Source organism: Paenibacillus sp. NPDC058177, from assembly GCF_042883835.1.
GTDB classification, from domain to species: domain Bacteria; phylum Bacillota; class Bacilli; order Paenibacillales; family Paenibacillaceae; genus Paenibacillus_AQ; species Paenibacillus_AQ agri.
In genome coordinates, this window is record NZ_JBHVVB010000001.1 from 1,318,357 (window position 1) to 1,337,096 (window position 18,740).

Annotated in this window: 18 protein-coding genes; 10 read left to right on the forward strand and 8 right to left on the reverse strand. The window is 43.0% G+C overall.

Annotated features, from left to right (window positions below):
* Window positions 1–82: 82 nt before the first annotated feature.
* From ACFVU8_RS06280 to ACFVU8_RS06295, 4 genes are all read right to left on the reverse strand, one after another.
* The gene (locus ACFVU8_RS06280; RefSeq protein ID WP_175372690.1) at window positions 83–778 is read right to left on the reverse strand and encodes a response regulator transcription factor; all 696 of its coding nucleotides are present in this window, start codon (window positions 776–778) and stop codon (window positions 83–85) included.
* Complete coding sequence (locus ACFVU8_RS06285) at window positions 747–2,240, reverse strand: sensor histidine kinase (protein ID WP_387426327.1); 1,494 nt, start codon at window positions 2,238–2,240, stop codon at window positions 747–749. Before ACFVU8_RS06285 ends, ACFVU8_RS06280 begins: the two co-directional genes overlap by 32 nt.
* A 95-nt stretch (window positions 2,241–2,335) precedes the next feature.
* The gene (locus ACFVU8_RS06290) at window positions 2,336–2,896 is read right to left on the reverse strand and encodes a DedA family protein (protein WP_387427217.1); all 561 of its coding nucleotides are present in this window, start codon (window positions 2,894–2,896) and stop codon (window positions 2,336–2,338) included.
* 194 nt (window positions 2,897–3,090) lie between these two features.
* The gene (locus tag ACFVU8_RS06295; RefSeq protein ID WP_175372688.1) at window positions 3,091–3,480 is read right to left on the reverse strand and encodes a winged helix-turn-helix transcriptional regulator; all 390 of its coding nucleotides are present in this window, start codon (window positions 3,478–3,480) and stop codon (window positions 3,091–3,093) included.
* A 171-nt stretch (window positions 3,481–3,651) separates the two neighbouring features.
* Here ACFVU8_RS06295 and ahlS point away from each other — a divergent pair, with 171 nt between their 5' ends.
* On the forward strand, window positions 3,652–4,500 hold the full coding sequence (gene ahlS / locus ACFVU8_RS06300; protein ID WP_387426328.1) for an AhlS family quorum-quenching N-acyl homoserine lactonase: 849 nt from the start codon (window positions 3,652–3,654) through the stop codon (window positions 4,498–4,500).
* Here ahlS and ACFVU8_RS06305 read toward each other — a convergent pair.
* Window positions 4,491–5,384, reverse strand: coding sequence for a TetR/AcrR family transcriptional regulator (locus tag ACFVU8_RS06305; protein WP_387426330.1), 894 nt, complete (start codon window positions 5,382–5,384; stop codon window positions 4,491–4,493). The two genes, ahlS and ACFVU8_RS06305, sit on opposite strands and share 10 nt — an antisense overlap.
* Window positions 5,385–5,471: 87 nt before the next feature.
* On the opposite strand from ACFVU8_RS06305, the gene ACFVU8_RS06310 reads away from it, so the two are divergent.
* From ACFVU8_RS06310 to ACFVU8_RS06335, 6 genes are all read left to right on the forward strand, one after another.
* The gene (locus ACFVU8_RS06310; protein WP_387426333.1) at window positions 5,472–6,041 is read left to right on the forward strand and encodes a hydrolase; all 570 of its coding nucleotides are present in this window, start codon (window positions 5,472–5,474) and stop codon (window positions 6,039–6,041) included.
* Window positions 6,042–6,262: 221 nt separating this feature from the next.
* Window positions 6,263–7,444 carry a multidrug effflux MFS transporter gene (locus tag ACFVU8_RS06315; protein WP_387426335.1) on the forward strand — a complete coding sequence of 394 codons (1,182 nt, stop codon included), beginning with the start codon at window positions 6,263–6,265 and terminating at the stop codon, window positions 7,442–7,444.
* A 436-nt stretch (window positions 7,445–7,880) separates the two neighbouring features.
* The gene (locus ACFVU8_RS06320; protein WP_387426336.1) at window positions 7,881–8,009 is read left to right on the forward strand and encodes a hypothetical protein; all 129 of its coding nucleotides are present in this window, start codon (window positions 7,881–7,883) and stop codon (window positions 8,007–8,009) included.
* Between the two features lie 461 nt (window positions 8,010–8,470).
* Entirely contained in the window at window positions 8,471–9,598 is a 1,128-nt protein-coding gene (locus tag ACFVU8_RS06325; protein WP_387426338.1) for a helix-turn-helix domain-containing protein, read from the forward strand.
* A gap of 1 nt (window position 9,599) precedes the next feature.
* Window positions 9,600–11,438 carry an ABC transporter ATP-binding protein gene (locus tag ACFVU8_RS06330; RefSeq protein WP_387426339.1) on the forward strand — a complete coding sequence of 613 codons (1,839 nt, stop codon included), beginning with the start codon at window positions 9,600–9,602 and terminating at the stop codon, window positions 11,436–11,438.
* Entirely contained in the window at window positions 11,438–13,264 is a 1,827-nt protein-coding gene (locus tag ACFVU8_RS06335) for an ABC transporter ATP-binding protein (protein WP_387426341.1), read from the forward strand. Before ACFVU8_RS06330 ends, ACFVU8_RS06335 begins: the two co-directional genes overlap by 1 nt.
* A 156-nt stretch (window positions 13,265–13,420) precedes the next feature.
* Here ACFVU8_RS06335 and ACFVU8_RS06340 read toward each other — a convergent pair whose 3' ends face one another.
* Genes ACFVU8_RS06340 through ACFVU8_RS06350 form a run of 3 tightly spaced genes read right to left on the reverse strand, consistent with a single transcriptional unit; the run spans window position 13,421 to window position 15,567 of the window.
* Window positions 13,421–14,380, reverse strand: coding sequence for a DUF4367 domain-containing protein (locus ACFVU8_RS06340; protein ID WP_387426343.1), 960 nt, complete (start codon window positions 14,378–14,380; stop codon window positions 13,421–13,423).
* Window positions 14,347–15,009 (reverse strand): RNA polymerase sigma factor, encoded by a 663-nt coding sequence (locus tag ACFVU8_RS06345; RefSeq protein WP_387427220.1) that lies wholly within the window; start codon window positions 15,007–15,009, stop codon window positions 14,347–14,349. The genes ACFVU8_RS06340 and ACFVU8_RS06345 overlap by 34 nt, the downstream gene beginning before the upstream one ends.
* Window positions 15,010–15,054: 45 nt before the next feature.
* The gene (locus tag ACFVU8_RS06350; RefSeq protein WP_387426345.1) at window positions 15,055–15,567 is read right to left on the reverse strand and encodes a DUF402 domain-containing protein; all 513 of its coding nucleotides are present in this window, start codon (window positions 15,565–15,567) and stop codon (window positions 15,055–15,057) included.
* Between the two features lie 581 nt (window positions 15,568–16,148).
* Between ACFVU8_RS06350 and ACFVU8_RS06355 the strand changes: the two genes are divergently transcribed.
* From ACFVU8_RS06355 to ACFVU8_RS06365, 3 genes are all read left to right on the forward strand, one after another.
* The gene (locus ACFVU8_RS06355; protein WP_387426347.1) at window positions 16,149–17,123 is read left to right on the forward strand and encodes a GNAT family N-acetyltransferase; all 975 of its coding nucleotides are present in this window, start codon (window positions 16,149–16,151) and stop codon (window positions 17,121–17,123) included.
* A 134-nt stretch (window positions 17,124–17,257) separates the two neighbouring features.
* On the forward strand, window positions 17,258–17,923 hold the full coding sequence (locus ACFVU8_RS06360; RefSeq protein ID WP_379466740.1) for a Type 1 glutamine amidotransferase-like domain-containing protein: 666 nt from the start codon (window positions 17,258–17,260) through the stop codon (window positions 17,921–17,923).
* Between the two features lie 209 nt (window positions 17,924–18,132).
* The gene (locus tag ACFVU8_RS06365; RefSeq protein WP_387426348.1) at window positions 18,133–18,609 is read left to right on the forward strand and encodes a ferritin-like domain-containing protein; all 477 of its coding nucleotides are present in this window, start codon (window positions 18,133–18,135) and stop codon (window positions 18,607–18,609) included.
* Window positions 18,610–18,740: the final 131 nt, after the last annotated feature.

The following is an 18,740-nucleotide window of genomic DNA, read 5'->3' on the forward strand; positions in this document are numbered from 1 at the left end:
CTTAAATAATTATTAACTCCCCTGACAACAAAAAAAGCCAAAGCATCATCCGCAGATTAGCTTTGGCTTTGCCATATTCATTTTAAGGACGGAATCGATAGCCCGCTCCCCATAACGTCTCAATATACACTGGATTGGCGGAGTCCTCTTCGATTTTCTCCCGCAGTTTACGGATATGCACGGTCACCGTCTGGGTATCGCCAAGCGAGTCAATGCCCCATAACCGCTCGAAGAGCTGGTCTTTACTGAATACATGATTGGGGTGCTGGGCAAGAAAATAGAGCAGATCAAATTCCTTGGTCGTCAGCGTGACCTCCTCATCTCTGACAAAAGCACGGCGAGAGTCGGGGTTCAAACGCAGCCCCCTGATTTCAAGCTCTGTCGTGGAAAATCCACTCCCGCTCCCCTTCAGACGGTCATAACGTGACAAATGGGCTTTTACTCTGGCGACCAGTTCAGCAGGCTTGAAGGGCTTGGTCATATAGTCATCCGCGCCAAGCCCAAGACCGCGCACAATATCTATATCCTCCCGTCGTGCAGTGACCATTAGGATAGGAATATCCAGCACGTCACGGATTTTTTTGCACACCTCAAAGCCACTCAGCTTGGGCAGCATCACATCCAGCACGATTAATTCAAATTTGCCGCTAAGACTTAGCTCCAGCCCCTGTTCTCCATCAACAGCAATCTCCGTTCGATATCCGTTCATCTCCAAATAATCCCGCTGAAGCTCAGCAATGGAAGGCTCATCTTCTACGATCAGTATCGTTCTCTGCATGGACCAGCGCCTCCTCTTCTATCGGTAATACAATTCGAATCACCATTCCCTCACCTTCCTGGCTGTCCGCATAAATGCCTCCCCCATGCTCTACTATGATCTGCTTAGCGATGGCAAGACCAAGACCACTCCCGCCTGTTTTCGTATTTCTGGACTGCTCCGCACGATAAAACCGTTCGAATATATGCTCAGCGGCTTCCGAAGGAACACCAGGACCATTGTCTCCAATAGCCAGTGTTAGGGCGTGATTTTCTATCCGGGTGCTAACGGTGATCTTCTTATTCGGCTTATCCATATATTTCAGACTGTTCTGAATGATGTTGCCGAGCACTCTCTTAAACGAGTCACGGTCTACAGCAACCTTGGCTGCTTCCCCGCCGCCCATATCAATTTGCAAATCTACCTTTTGTTTTTCCAGTTCCACCTTCAGCTCGTCCGCCCAGTCATTTAGAAAAGGAAGAATCGGTACGGATTCAAAGGAAAACGGCAGCTTCTGCATATCCAGCTTGGAGTACAAAAATAATTCATCAATCAGATGATCCATTTCACCGGCTTTGGCGGCGATGGTGCGCATGTACTTTTCAGTTTTTTCGGGTGAGTCTGCAACACCTTCCAAGATTCCGTCCACATAGCCTTTTATAGCAGTTATCGGCGTTTTTAAATCATGGGAAATATTCGTAATCAATTCTTTGCGGTTGTTCTCATATTGCTGCTGGACTTGAATAGACTCCTGAAGCCGTGACCTCATCTCTTCAAAGGCCATGCCTAACTGTCCGAGCTCATCCTTGCCGCGGATCTCCACCTTGAAATCAAGATCACCGTCGGTCACCATTCGCGCAGCTTTACGCAGTTCAAGCAAGGGACGGATAATTCGTCGCGACATATAGGTTGTCAGCAAGGTATGTGTCAGCAAGAGGACTACGACGGTGGAGAGGAATAAAATCGGAAAAAACGTTCGCACGAATTGAACTAAAGGGTCGATTTTACTCACCAAAAAAATACTTACCGGTTCTGCATCCTTGGATAATAGATCAAACTGAGCAATCTGATACGAGTCATTGTTATATTTCTCCCGATAGGGCTCATTATGAGTTCCAGCTTGTTTGAAATCCGGCAGGCTGTCGATCAGCCCTTTCTTAAGGAGGAAATCGTCTGATGCATACAAAGCCTTATGGTCAGCACGAATATAAATATAAGTGTTCTTCTTGAGCATATCTGCGGATAAATCATTCAAAAAAACAGGGTCTGTTAGTAATTCTTTATTCTGCATAAAGGTGTGCTTGATCAGATCGCGGGTATCTCTCTCTTCCATACCATCAAATTTACTCCCATAGGCACTTTCAAGACTTTGCACATCCCCATGATAGACGATAGTTAGCAGTATAGCTGTTATCAGAATCAGAAGCAGCGGTACCACAAGCATTGCCGCGTACGACAGCAGAAATTTCATTCGAATGGACATATCGGCCAATCACCCTACCTCTATTTGTTTCAGGATGCACTTATCATACGTCATTTCACATGAGAACTAAAAGTACAACATCCGTTGTTGTAAAGTCAGACTGTTCGATCCTTTCTTCTGCGCAATAACCACCATACCAAAAGCAGTAGCACCACACCACAAATGGCATAACTAACCGGGCGTAAATACTGTTCCACAATACTCCAGTTTCCACCTAAACGATACCCTAGATACAGCAGGGCCAAATTCCAGGGAATACTGCCGAGCAAGGTAAATACTGCAAACTTCCAGGTCTTCATGCCTGCAATCCCTGCCGGTAAAGAGATAAAGGTACGGACAAAGGGCAGCATACGGGTGAAAAATACAGTACTCTCCCCAAAACGCTCGAACCAGCGTTCCGCTTGCTCCAGATGATGCTCATTCAGCAAAATATATTTGCCATACTTCTGGAGCAGGCGCCGTCCCCCGGCCCGGCCTACATAATATGCAAGGATCGAACCCAAGAGATTCCCGATGATTCCGGCTACAGCTACGTCCACAAATGAAAGTGAGCCTTGAGCAACCAGCCAGCCACCGCTGAGCATAATTACCTCGCTTGGAATCGGAATGCAGGCGCTTTCCAGAATCATGCCTATCCATATCCCCCATACTCCCATTGTGTTTACCAGATGCAGGGCTGTTTCAGATATCCAGGATAATAATTGGTGCACGAATATTCACTCCGTTTCAATTCAAGAATTCGTCTAAACCAATGTAATGTCCAAGTATAAACTGGTTATGAAACAATTCTTAAGGAATTCTTAATTCATACATAACTCTCGCATCGCCAAAAAAAGAGGCTATTACTTGCTTAGCCTCGTTCTGGTAATGTCCGATCATAGTTGGCCCTTGCCTCTTCGACTTCTGAATAATTCGTTCTGCCCCACTGCCTTAGCTCCTTCATCGGTTCAAGTAAGGTTTCACCTAATGCAGTTAGCGAATAGTCCACGATTGGTGGCACCACCGGTGTGATATGGCGTTTTACGATTCCATCTCGCTCCAGCTTTCGCAGCGTTTCTGTCAGCATTTTTTTGGAAATGCCATCGACTTTTCTGGAAATTTCCCCATACCTGATCTGGCCGTTCTCTAATGCATAAATGACGAGCCCCGTCCATTTGTTGGAAATAATATCAAGGACCCTGCTATAGCCACAGCCTGCCAGCGTAAAGTCGGGTTGTTTTTTTCTATTGGAAGATGTCATACCTTCTCCTCCTTATGAACTTGTAAGTAACCTGGGCACTTTAAAGTGCCTCCTTATGTAATTTTAGATTTTAGATTAAGGTATGTCTATAGCTGCCGCCACACTACCGTAACGGTTACGAGTGGAGTGTGCAATGGAATGAAAATAACTCTTTATCAGGAGGAAATGAGTATGTCAAATATAATTAAACCACGGCCCAAACTGTATGTAATGGATAACGGAGTAATGAGTATGGACAAGAACTGGATCATCGCCATGCATAATCCGGCTACGATTAATAACCCTAATGCGGCAACGCAATTCGTTGAATTTCCGATCTATACCGTGTTGATTGACCACCCTGAGGGAAAGATTTTATTCGATACTGCATGTAATCCGAGTTCAATGGGCCCTGAAGGACGTTGGGCTGAATCTACCCAATTGTCCTCTCCATGGGTCGCCAGTGAGGAATGTTATCTGCATAACCGGCTGGAACAGCTGAACGTACGACCCGAAGACATTCGGTACGTCATTGCTTCCCATTTGCATTTGGATCATGCGGGATGCCTGGAGATGTTCACAAACGCGACTATTATCGTACATGAAGATGAGTTGAACGGTGCGCTGCAGAGCTATGCCCGTAATATCAAGGACGGTGCTTATGTCTGGGGCGACATTGATGCCTGGATCAAGAATCATCTGCAATGGAAAACCATCAAACGCCAAGAGGATAATCTGGAGCTTGCTGAGGGCATTAAGATCCTCAATTTTGGCAGCGGACATGCTTGGGGCATGATTGGCTTGCACATTGAACTGCCGGAGACAGGAGGAATTATTCTGGCTTCGGATGCGATCTATTCAGCAGAAAGCTACGGACCACCCGTCCGGCCGCCAGGCATTATTTATGATCTGCTTGGGTACCGGGAGACAGTAGAAAGGATCCGCACCCTGGCTACACGTACGAATTCGCAAGTGTGGTTTGGCCATGATGGGGATCAATTCAAGCAACTTCGTAAATCTACTGAGGGCTATTACGAATAAAATGCTCCCTGAATCATATTCTTCAGCTGCACCGCCCGGCTCTTAATTTCATTCTCTTTCTCTAAATAGGTTAAGATGGCCACTCCTAAAGCTACGGAAGGCTCGGCTTTGCTCATTTCCTCGCCAAATAAATGCAGCAATTCCTGCAGTTCCTTTCGAGTCGTATTGCCTGCAGGGATCTTCTCAATAAGAAGCCCAATCTGTGCAATCAGGTCTTGGATGGCCTCTTGCCTATTTTCTTCTTTCCCCTGGAATCCCCAATGAGGATGGGATTGAAGCATAGAAGCCGGCATTAATGGTGCTGCTTTGGTATTCAGCATGGAATCCGCAAGCACGTCTACTTTTTGCACAATAAACTGGGCTGTCTCTTCGATAGATGCAACTTCAAATCCATCAATCAGCCAGTATAAATATTCTTTAAGAATCGCTTTATAGATAAAAACCAGATCCGTTAGGAAAGGTGTTATTGGCTCACCGTAAACAGCCAGCAGACAATCTCGATGCAGCATCATCAGCCGGCCCCGAACCCGTTCCCGAAGCGGAGCAAATGTAGGGTCTTGCTGGATGGGCAACTCAGTGAAATCTACAAGGATACGTTTGTATTCGATAAAGCATCTAAATCGCAAGACGATTTGCTGAAGAAGCTTTTCTTTAGGCGAGAGTTCTCGAATGGATTGTAAATTCTCCACCATATCAAAATAATCATTCTGGCATGCATCGAACACTTCACTGAATAGGTCCTCTTTGGAAGAGAAATACTTGTATACAGAACCTTTGGCGATTTGGCAATCGTCGGCAATATCTTGTATGGACGTAGTCAGAAATCCTCGTTCCTTAAATAACCTGCAAGCCGAACGCAAGACCTCCTGCTTAGTTACCGCCATATATAACACCCCTTCTTGACTTCTCTTGACCCATCGTACATAATTACGAACACCAAGTCAATAAATTAATCGAGGAGTGGATAAGATATGAATTCTTTATTTAACCCCGCAACAGCAGCATTGGTTGTCATTGATCTTCAACAGTGGCTGGGCAACCAGTATGCTCCCTATACTTCCCAGCAGGTTGTAGCCAATGCCGCTTCGTTAGCCCAGGCATTTCGTCAGCAAGAATCCTTTGTCGTTCTTGTACATGTATCCAGCAAAGATATGATGGATCTTCCTCGTCCAACACTGGACCAAAGCCCTCCTCCAATGAATTTATCTGCAGGGTGGGATGAACTTCTGCCAGAGTTGGGTGTGACGGAAAGCGATCATATTGTGACCAAGAAGCAATGGGGAGCTTTCTATGGAACAGATCTTGATCTCCAATTACGCCGACGGGGAATTGATACCATTGTTCTATGCGGAATTGCTACTGGACTCGGTGTTGATACGACCGCGCGCGAAGCGTTCATGCATGGCTACAATCTCATTTTCGCAGAGGACGCCATGACGGGGTTCAGTGAAGCTGAACATAACCATGTTTGCGATTACATTTTCCCACGTATAGGCCGAACACGGACGACTAAAGAAATTGTAGACAGCATGGGCTCATAGTAATATTGGCCTGGGATGGTTGACTTGCCATATCAAGCATGTTAACCTAGGCCGAGCATTAACAATGATTTACAAACCCTCCTACACTTATAACAATGAAAGGTAATTCAACAAATGATGATTTATAGTCGTCTCGCCATCATGATGCCCCCCTTTCCCTAGCTAGGCTCATATTCTTGTTGTCATAACGGAGTCTCAGCTTGTAGGAGGGCTAAACTATAATGAAGAAATATGCAGTACCATCTTTACTATTAATGATTGTTCTTGTGGGTTTTCCACAAATCAGTGAGACCATCTATACCCCATCTCTACCGGATCTGGCAGCGGCACTGGGTGTATCTAATAGTTCCGTACAGTTTACATTAAGTATCTATTTTATCGGATTTGCTCTGGGCGTCTTCTGCTGGGGCTGGTTGTCTGACCTGATCGGACGCAGGCCTGCGATGCTGGGCGGTCTCATCGTCTATGGCATCGGAAGCTTAATGTGTTTGTATGCGAATTCCATCGATTGGCTTCTGGTGAGCCGTTTCATCCAGGCTTTTGGTGCTGCAACAGGCTCGGTCGTCACCCAAACGATGCTCCGCGAAAGTGTCTCAGGAGAGCGAAGACATGTCATGTTTGCCCAAATATCAGCGGTTATTGCGTTTACCCCGGCAGTTGGACCGCTTATTGGCGGCTGGGTTGACCAGGTCTACGGCTTCAGGGCGGTGTTCTTTGTCCTTGTAGTGATGAGTGTGTTGTTGTTTGTGTATGCCTTTTTGAAACTGCCAGAGACAACTAACGTCTCTCAGAGATCAAAGGTAGGGATACTGCCGGTAGTTCGAAGAATGCTTGCAATGCCACGTGTGCTGGTATTCGGAGGTATAATCGGTGGAATTAACGGGGTATTATTCAGTTATTATGCCGAAGCGCCCTTCATTTTCATCGAACACTTTAAGCTGTCCCCGGGAGTCTATGGTTTTATGGGCATTATCGTAGCTCTGGCCTCCGTTGTCGGGGCTATGATCTCCAGAAGATTATTACCCCTGTATGCACCTGAAAAAATCATTCACCGTGGCTGTCTAGTCATGGCCAGTGGGGCGTTACTCTTAACTGTGGGAAGCAGCCTGTCCGGGGTGCCGGACATCCTGGTCGTCATCTGCATGTTAATGGCTATGTTCGTGATGTTGATTGGTGCCGGTATGGCTTTGCCTAATAGCTTGAGTCTCGCACTGGTTCAATTTCATGACGTGATTGGCACCGCAGGTGCGATATTCAGCTTGGGATACTACTTGCTGGTAAGTCTGACTACATGGGGAATGAGTCTTCTCCATAATGGTTCATTGCTGACGATGCCTTTATATTTCCTGGCGATCAGCAGTGTAATGTGGTGGCTTGGCAGAAGATTTATTACTGCGGAATAGTTTTTTTGGAATGATTTTATGGCTCTATCTAAAAATCAGAGGTTGAAAATACGGAACCATTAGAGCGGAGGATCGGAAGAACCCTCCGCATCCGCAGCGGTCTTAATGAAGCGTCAACTACTCACCAAGAAGAAGTGAACCGGGGCGACACTTCAAACACATAAGAGCAGTCCAGAACTATTTACTAGTTTCTGAGCTGCTCTTTTTTCAAGCCGGAAATCCATTTATCTCTCGGCGTTCTGCGACGTAATCCTCAAGACTGTTTAGGAGGGCATTCTGTGAAAGTAAGACTAGCTGATTATAATGAAAACTGGGTTAGACAATTTCAAGATGAAGCCGAATTTTTAAAAGCAATATTTGGAGATGAAATAAAAAGTCGATTTATTTAACGATAAGATGAACTCACTCGGATATGATGTTGCAGGAGAATGGGGCATTGCAGGAAGAAGAATTAGCTACAAAATATGAAAACACAAGCGAATATAGCTCGGCTAAAAAAGGATTTGTAAGAGATATGGAACAGCTTGCACTTGCAAGGTTTAACGAGTCGCGTCAAAAGAACTAAAAAGCCACACTGTTAGTGATGAGGCCGCTGAAAAAGTCTCCATTAAAAATTTCAGTGGCTTCTTGGTGATTGCAGTGTTTTTACATGAAAAAGATCTAGTAAACCAGCTCGCAATCATGATGTCGCCATACATCAAATAAATTGCCGTCCAAATTCTCAAGCACAAAAAATTCCCCATATTCCCCCTCATCACTAATATCTCCTACCTTAACTTCTTCTGATTTTAAAGACAGCTTGTGAATCATTATCACTTTGAATTAAATCTAAAATCGGTCTGTTATCTGTAAATAACATTTTCAGTTCCTCACAATTGTTCGAATTGGATTACACTGCCAAATAAAAACAAAATATTTATCTTTACAAAAAATAGGATATGGTTTATTTTAACATTAAGTGATGACTAAACATTAACTAACCACGCATAACATTTAATTAATATTATATTCAAACTGGAGGCTGAGATGGCAGATACGATGAAGAATACCTTACTAAAGAATATTAAATTTGCTTACAATGAGGCTTTAGAATTAATTGTATCCATGGGGATGATTGCTAATGAAGAGCAGATACGCACATGGGCAGCGGATTATAAGATGGAGCTGGACCCCCATGCCTTATCCTATCATGATGAAGCACGGTCGCTTTTGTCGCCTCATTCCATCCGAGAACTTCTGTTTTTCTTTCAATATAACTTTTTTCATAAAGCACTGGACTTTGCTTTCTATGAATCCATCTGTACCTGTGCAGAACCACTAACGGCCGAAGCATGGATCATTCGTTTGGAGAAAAGTCCGGCCGAGAAGGTAGTTGCTGAGATGGTATATGGCGTGTATTGCGATAAATTAGAAGAACTACTCGAAGGAAACGATTGGGAGGTCGTTAAAAAGGATATTCGCTTAATGACTGAGCTTGTAACTAGAACAAAACCACATCCAGAGGTTATTAATGCCCATGGGCCATTGCTCGAATGCCTCAAACATCCGGAGGACACGAAGCAACGTTATACGCATCTCTTCAAACAGTTCTATCGGGATGTGTTTTCGCGTTGGAAAGAGCCGTTAAGAAAAGCATCCCAAGACGCCTCCCGGTGGTATGAAGAAATGTTCCTAGGTAATCCCGAAAGATTTATTCGTGAGGTTAACAAAAATGAACCTGCGTTATATGACGTTCCTACTAATTTTCATGTTAGCTTCATGACTCAATTCGGGAACCATTGTCTCTTTTTTAACACAGCAGAATCCGAACGTGTGGGAACGGTAATCTTCGGGGTACATAATGATCTTGCATTTGGCCCTGCTGCTGAGCGGGAAAAGACAGAGCTATTCTTGAAGGCATTTTCGGATAAAAGACGTTTAGACTTCTTATTACTATTACGGAAACGCCCGCACTATGGGCAAGAAATTGCAACAGCTCTTGGCATCACACCAGCTGCGGTAACTTATCATGCCAACTTCTTATTCTTCTTAGACCTCATCCAGCTCAAAAGAGAGGATCATCGCTTATATTACCATCTTCAAGTGGATAAATTGCGGGAGCTGCTTGCTATCACTACGAAGGTCATGCTCGACGAGGAACCAGGGAGGGTTTAATTTGAATGAATCTATGAATGCTCAAGCGGAGCCAACAATGAAATCACGAGCGATTTCGAATACATTTATGCGTTTACTGAAGCTTGGAAGACCCTATTTAGGGTGGTATCTCCTATTGTGTGTCTTGGCAGCAATCATTTCTCTGGCATCGGTTGGGATCGCTGAATCCTTACGGCGTATGATTAATGCTGCTACGAATAAAGATATGTCTAGTTTGATGTCCGGCGCAATTATTGCCCTAATCATCGTAATTGTGGATGCTGCGGCTAATTTTCTAAAAACTTACTTATCAGGTGTACTTGAGTTCAAATCTACCTCCAAGCTGCAAGTATCTGTTCTATCCCGATTATTAAATGTTCGAATGAAAGATTTAGACCGTTATCATTCTGGTGATCTCATCAGCCGTATTAACGATTCTGCGACTGCTGCCCAGCAAGGTATCAACCAGAAGACGATTGATCTCTTCAGTAATCTGATGCAAATTACATTTCTTCTGACCTATCTACTCTCTCTCCAATATGCCTTAACCTTGGGAATGTTATTGATTTGCTCATTAGTACCTCTGGTGATGCTGCCCTTCACTTCTCGCCTGCGTTCCATGCATGAGCAAAGACAGCACATTGAAACTACTCAACAAATGTTTATACAGGATACGGTACAGGGTGCAGAGGTTGTTCGTACCTTCTCACTTGCGCCCAAGCTTCAGCAGCAATTCACAGGGCGGGTTATGAAATATTTGAAAATTCATTTACCGGTCTCACGCTTAGAAGCTGTAGCTTATAATATGCCTCTTGCGGTTATTCTTGGTGGTTTGCTCTATGTTCTCTCCTATGGTGGATATCTGGTTATTCAAGGGCGTTTGGATGTGGGCGCCGTGGCAGCCTTTCTTGTATGCTTCGAGCAAATTGCAAACCCAGTGTCGAAGCTTGCGAATCTATGGACTGAATTACAAGGCTCTTTGGCGCAAGGTAAGCGGTTATTTGAGGTCCTGGATTTACAAGAAGAAGGTGTACACCGTGATTCCAATGATAAAAATCTTCATTCGGGAGTCTCGATGAACACCAATCAGGCGGTTAGCGGATTATATCCCATTTCTTTTAACAACGTCGGTTTCGGCTATGGTGATGATCAAGTCTTAACTAATGTCAATCTGACGATTCAACCTGGTAAGGTAACCGCGCTTGCCGGTCCTAGCGGAAGCGGAAAAAGTACCCTCCTTCAATTGATACTGTCATCTTATGAGCCTAATGAAGGTACAATTCACTCCGGTAATGTACTGTTAAGTAGCATTCCTCCTCGATCCTGGCGTAGCAATTTGGCTTATGTATCTCAGGAATCCTATCTATTCTCCGGAACACTTTATGAGAATATTGCATGGGGAAGACCTGATGCTACTTTTGAAGAGATTATTTCAGCTGCACAACACGCTGGTATCCATGAATTCATTATGAAAACCCCTCATCAATATGAGACTTTTATCGGTGAACGGGGGCTTACATTATCTGGAGGCGAACGACAGCGACTATCCATTGCCAGGGCGTTTGTGCGAAAGCCTAAGCTTCTACTACTTGATGAACCCACTGCAGCGCTCGACAGTCATAATGAAGAAATTGTCGGGCAAGCACTGCAGGAACTCATGCATGATCGCACAACCGTTGTTGTTGCCCACAGACTCTCTACCATCAGAAATGCAGATCATATTTATTATATGGAAGCAGGCTCTATTGTCGAAGAGGGGACCCATCTGGAGCTAATGGATTTGAAAGGAAAGTATTACGCCATGGTGGAGACAACATTGAAGAAGAATGATATTTCTGCTGCAGTCATGGAGGAAGCGTAATGAATATACAAGAATCCAAAAATCTTAAACTAGGATATGTGCTGCGTCGATTAATGTCTTATGCTAGGCCTTATCGTATTGGCTTTATTGTTGCTCTACTCCTCCTCTCCGCCAGGTTAGTAATGGATGTAGGAATTGCAGCTGTACAGCAGGTGTTTATTGATACGATCAACGGCTCTAATATGGATGCGCTTACGCGGATAACCGTTATTTGTGCCATTGTCTGTGTGATTATCATTTGCTGTCTTATGCTGCAGCATTACTTCCGCTTTGTCATTCAAAGCCGGATGGCCTGGGATATCCGTGGTAAGCTATTTGGCAAGAGTAACCGAATCCCTTTCCAGCAAGTACAATCCATGCATTCCGGTGATTTGACTTCACGTAATAATCAGGATGCAGGTGCAGCCATTGGTATGATTAACAGTATTGTATATGATTTAGGCTATAACCTTCTCTTATGTTGTATTTCCTTTCTATACTTGGCCAAAACGGATGTCTGGCTCGCCCTGCTTGCGCTCGGATCGGGACCCCTTGTATTTCTTTCTGGCCGCTTCTTTGATCGGAGGCTACGTAAATTATCTACTGAAATATATGCGAAAGAGGCAGAATTGCGTGGGATTCTACAAGAAACACTGCAAGGCATGGCAGTCGTCAGAGCTTTCTCACTAGAAGAAATTCTCTTAGACAAATATGCGTTAGAACGTGAGAAGTTACGAAGAATGCAGCTGAGAAGATCCCTTCTTAATGGACTCCTATGGCAATCTTCTGCTTTTATCAACAATATCATTATGATAACATGTGCGGCTTTAATAGCTTTATCTGCTTTAAAAGGTGGGACGACTGCAGGTGGAGTACTCGCCTTTATTATTCTGATGGGAAGGGTTCAATGGCCATTTGTCCATATGTCCCAAACATGGGGCAGTGTACAGGAAGCTTTAGGTGCATCAGACCGCGTATTCGCTATATTAGATTCACCTGATGAAGGAAACGATCACGCGTCACCAAAACCAGGCGTATTACCTGTAATTTCTGATGACGTGGCTGCACTACAAATACAGAATGTCCATTACAGCTATTCATCTAACAAGAGTAATGAATCCCCGCTTTTTACTGGTATTAATGTCCACATTCAGCACGGTGAAACCATCGCTGTTGTAGGACCAAGCGGGTCGGGGAAAACGACACTCGTTCGCTTATGCTGTGGACTGTATGAGCCAAATGCAGGTAGCATCTCTGTTTATGGAAGATCTATTCCTGATCAGCTTGAAGAAGCCCGGGCAATGATCACCTATGTCCCACAATCCCCTTATTTGTTCTCAGGGAGTATACGGGATAATATTGCTTACAGCTCTAGTACAGCAACGGATGAAGAAATAGAGCACGCCGCCCGTCTCGCAGGTGCAGAGGAATTTATATCGAAGCTGCCTAATGGTTATGACACTTTGCTAGGTGAACATGGATCAACTTTATCCGGTGGTCAAAGACAACGTATAGCCATAGCCAGAGCTTTCCTTCGGGATGCTCCACTCCTTCTTCTGGATGAAGCTACCTCCGCTCTCGATAACGAGTCCGAGCGAATGGTTCAGGAATCACTTGATCTGTTAATGAAGGATCGAACAACACTAGTGATTGCGCACAGACTCTCAACCGTGCGAGAAGCGTCTAGAATTATTGTCTTAGATCAAGGTACTATTGTTGAGGAAGGCACACATGATTCTTTATTAGAAAGAAATGGGCTTTACGCACAGTTATATAACATTCAATTTCAAGCTTCAGAACAAGAAGGCACTCATGCAGATGAATTAACAGCTACATATCTCGCTTAGAATCACAACAAATTAGATTTGTTACAAAAAGAAGGGGCTGTCCCATAGGAAGATATATCTTTGGGATCAGCCTCCTTTGTTGTGCTTCACTTCATGAGCCCATGGTCACATGGCCGGCTTCCTTCTTAATCAGCCGTTGCTAACGCAACGCAGATATCACTCAGAAACCAAACTTTCCGCCATCTTTATAAGCTCCGTCTTACTCATTAGCCCCTCTTTATTCACCATTATCGTGTATACAATGCCTTGCTTGCTGTCATACCAGGTGATCGTTTCGCCATGGGTAGGCTGCTTGAGATACATCGCCTCCACTTGCTTTAGCTGTATGATCTCGGACGTAGCATCCGGTGTTTTGGTCAAGCTGATTCCCTGGCCATAACTGGCCATGATTCCCACAGCGGTATCGTTCTTCCCATCTGTTAAATGGAGGACTGACGAATAAGCTTTGGCCGCCTGCAATTTTTCGATAAATAATTTGTCGGTGTTCTTGGAAGCATTCGCCCGATCGATTAGCTTTTGTTTTAACGGTTCGCGCTCCTTACCAAGAGGTACCTCAAGAAAAACTTTTCCGTAAGAGAAGCTCAACCCTTGGGGAATATATCCGGGCTGCTGAAGTCTCGGTGCCGAAGTCCGTGCCTGCTCAGCCAAGAAATCTTTGTAGGAACGATAATCTATGGGAAGCTGTTCGAATTTAAGTTCATTTACCGTGTCATAGCCGTTCAGCTTGTTAATATAATCATCCTTGATGTAATAAGCCGCCACTTCGCCGGGTTGTAAAAGACTTAATACTTGTTTACGGTATATCTCCAATTCATTGCTCAGCTTATCAGGCAACGAAGGCGATGGATCGGTTGTTTTAACCACAACTTCTCCTTTACTATTAAAGATTTGCAGGTGTCCAGAGGCGGCATAAGCGGTAAATGAGAGCAGAAAAACACAGCTTACAGCAATGGATAGAATCGTTTTTCTTTTAACAGGCCGGGATCTTGTAGCATTGGTATGCCCCATCTTCGCAATTTCCTGTCTGATGCTGGACGTGAGGTCTATCTCTCGAAAATGATCGTCGGACACGGAATATCTCCTTAACTCTTTGTCTGAATCCATGAATGCTCCCATTGACCTTCCTCCTGACATGAATTGATATTATCTTTCACCTTATTGCGAACCCGGGTTATTTTTTTACGAACAGCTTCCGGGCTTTTGCCTGCAATTTCCCCAATCTCTGTATAGCTCTTCTCATGAAAAACATACAGAATCAGCAAGCTTCTTTCCTCCGCAGAAAGTTTGGTCAGTGCTTTAGAAAGTGGCTCATTGAAAACCCCTCTTAAATACTCCTGTTCGGCGCTCTCTGCAACAAAATGCCCTTTCCATAGTCGGCTCAGCTTATCGTACAATTGACGCTTACGAATCAAATTCAGACAATGATGGTAAGCAATCTTGTATAGCCAGGCACTGAAGCTGACGGCTTGCGCATAGCTATAAATTGACTTATAGGCTTTCAGAAAAATATCCTGCACTGCATCCTCAGCATCCTGCTCGTCACCCAGCAGACGACAGCAGTAGATAAATAATTGCCGCTGGTACGCCTCTACAATCGGGATGAATGCTTCCGCCGCGCCCTGCTGCACCTGTTGAATATACTCTTCGATCCTTGTGGTGTCGATATGTAGTCCCCCTCTCTCTTTATGAATACTTATATAACAATGCAAGTCACTAGAAACGGACACATCCACATAGTATTTCACAGGCAATGTCAAGAATCTTCGTACTGTGCAACATCAAAAAATAAATTAAAATAGATAATTCGAAAGTAACTCATGATTATACGTACTAGCAGCTTCTTTCTTAACCTCTTCGAGGATTTCAAACAATGTAGAGGTCAGCATATTTAATGCACATTTAACTTTCCCTTCTTCAAAATGTTCAATAGAAACAGGTAGTTCATCTTCATCTAAAATGTAATATCTACCATCAGGAAAGACTAAAATATCCAAAATTAAGTCTTCAAAAGAAACCATGTCTGAACTAATTTTTGTATTTTTTACAAGGTTAAAATAAGCACCTATGAACTCTCCTTCGCTATTTCTCCAAAAATACAAATTATATGGTCGATCTTCCCAGAAGTACGCAACAGTATAGCTTCCTTTAGGAATAGTTAATTCAGCATTTCCAGCGATCATAGTAAAGGGGGTTTCTATAACATGAAACAGCTTTATCCCTTGATCTTTAATTTCCAATAAATTACATCTATAGTCCACTATTTCAGAATTATATTTAATTTTTCTCTCAAGAATATCTTTCATATTGACCACAACCTTTACTATATTTTGATCTATTGTAATTGTAACAGCAACTTTTTCTTACTGCACAGTTTGCGTCAACTGCTCTTTAATACTGCTGAACGTCAGATACACCGCCTCTGTCCTCTCTTGGGCTGGTACGCCTCTACAATCGGGATGAATGCTTCCGCCGCGCCCTGCTGCACCTGTTGAATATAATCTTCGATCCCTGTGGTGTCGATATGTAGTCCCCCTCTCTCTTTATGAATACTTATATAACAATGCAAGTCACTAGAAACGGACACATCCACCTAATATTTCACAGGCACTGGCAAGAATATTCGTACTGTGCATCATCTATACGGGCAGAATAACGCAATCAAGGACTTTCATCGACCTATAGTACGGTCACCGTAGTGGTTCTAAGCACAAAGGACACCACAAAATATTTTTTTATTTTATTTGTTTTTTATCACAATTTCGACTTATTGTTGGATTAAAATGTAATTATAATGTTTTGAAAGGGTGATGTGAAATGGTAAAGACGAACAGCTATCAATTATCTAATCTTTGCAAGTCAAATCAATTAAAACGGAGGAAATTAGATGTGCACAAACACCCGAACATGGTCGACGGATCTGACTTTCTATGCATTGTCAGATCAATTCTCTTTACGCAAAGCTGATGCTAAAGCCTGGAGTATTTATTACAGTGTTTATTATAATCAAGCGCATAACGGATTTTTTAAAGAATCTGCCTTTGATGTATATGATGGCGATAATTCATTTTGGGTTTTTAAAGATGAGGCAAAAATTGGCGGGGTAATTCTATCCGCAAGTAGTATGTATAACTTGTTTTTTATTCCGCCTTTTAATGATGAATTAAATGTAGTGAAATTAATAAAGCAACTCCTTGTGGATTTTTCTGACGGCTCTAAGGATATAACGGTGATTGATGTACTTCCGCATCAAGTTGATTTATTTTCCAGAGCAGGCTTTTGGGTAGACATTAATCGTTCCCGTTGGATGCAACGGCCAACCGAAGTCCTCGATATCATATGGGATGACTGTGTTAGAATTGAAACGCCTGTTATCGAGAACGGAAAGTATGCAAACGAATTAGAAATAGCAGAATTGTTATTTGAGAGCTTTAAAGGGGGAATTAATGCAGCTCGAAGAGGTCATTCCTCGAATGAAAGCTTTATGTTTAACTTGAATTTAAATCATTTTACCAGTTCAATGCTTAATGCATCTACGCTGGTATATGATAATAATACTAATCAATTAGTCGGAGCATGTTTGTTATTCTTGTGTAACTACCAGCACCAGCGAATATTTTCTCCTGGTGTATTTAACATCGGTGTCCTCCCCACATACAGGAACAAGGGATTAGCTTCCAAAATGCTAAAGAGAGCATTAACACATTTGTACGGGGATTATCCAATATTAAGGATTGGTGTGTTGCAAGGAACATATGCCGAATCCCTTTATTATAATTTAGGATTCATGCCACTTGATGTGGAGGTTGAGCGTTTAGTTTTACCCTCCTCCGAGATAAAGTTGTTGAAATCAATCCAATAACCATTATCAGCATTTGAAATGCGAAAAAAGTCAGAAAAGAGATCGTCACTCAACTAGCGGATACCTGGCTCAAAAACGAGGCTGCCGAATACCGGCGGCCTCCATGTAAATAATACATATGGAGGTAATTAAGTTTGAGTACTCACTATTATTTCAGTTGGTTTAATGATTTTTTTCCAGAGCAGCTGGTCCAATGTTTGCATGAGGATATACTAGACAGAAAATCGCTTGTTATGATTAGTGCTACACCGTCTGGTTATACAGATGAGAAAATTAACTTTGATGATGTTTCTGAATGGACATGGTTGAATCAGGCTAACATTATTTTTAATGAATATCATTTCATTGATTACCGGATGCAGAAGGAAGATGCCCAGCGATTAATTCAAAACGCTTCTGTCATTTTTTTATGCGGTGGAGATCCTGTTCTGCAGAACGATTTTTTGGCGGAATATGAATTATCGGATGTTATTAAGAACAGCAATGCCGTTATAATGGGTGCCAGCGCCGGTGCGTTAAACATGGCTGCAAAATGGTTAAGCTTGAATAACACTGATGAAGTTGAAACAAGTAGTATTTATGATAGTATTGGCTTTGATCATTTTGCCTATGAATCTCACTCTCAACGCGACTACGCCACGTTTGTTCAAGGCTACCTATTCCCCTTGTCTGAAGAGATTGATGTTTATGCTGCAGAACAGAAGAGCGCTATACGTGTAAAGGATGGCAAAATAGAAATAATGGGTCCTGTATATTTAATTTCCCACTCAAAGATTCAGAAATTGGTTGAGACGCTCTAATTAGGGTAAGTTGCTGTTTCAATACAAGTCACTAGAAACGGATACATCTACTACCTCTCACTTGTGTATACTGCTCATTTACTTGGCACCCTGTAGCCCCATATAAGCAACCTCTGTATGGTTCAACCAAAACTCAGAATTAATCACACACTAGGCTCATGTGCATATAATTGAGGATATAAATACTTATATTTCTGGAGGCTACGCTCATGCATATGATTTATCCGCATTGGTCTAGATCACAATTCGTTCCCGTTTGGGCCACTTCAACACAAGATGCACTTGAATTAATGAGGAATTCCGTACAAGGTGAACGAAATGATGAGCTTTTTTATGACCAGCTCATCAAACTTGCTCCGAACCAAGAACAAGCTGAAGTTATCACCTCTATTCGGAACGATGAAAGAGGACATAATCAAATGTTTCACCAAATGTATTGGGAATTAACAGGACATAAAGTGATGGGAGTTAGCAATGAAGTTCCAGAGAATGTTAATTCTTATATTGCCGGGTTGCAAAAAGCCTTCCAAGGTGAATTATCTGCAGTTGAAAAATATCGAAAGATATGGTTCGGTCTTCCGTACGGTATTTACAAGGATACTTTGTATGGAATTATTCTCGATGAGCAAAAACATGCGGCTAAATATAATAATCTGTTGCTACAAAATTTAGCTGCAAATCAGTAGCAATTACTTGAACTGCCTTTCATAAATACACGGATCTTTATAGAACGCGCGGATGTGCCGCTCTCCTCTCTCGGGAAGTGGAACGGCCTAACTTCCTCAATTCTCTTACCTACTTTGCTGCACAATATGCG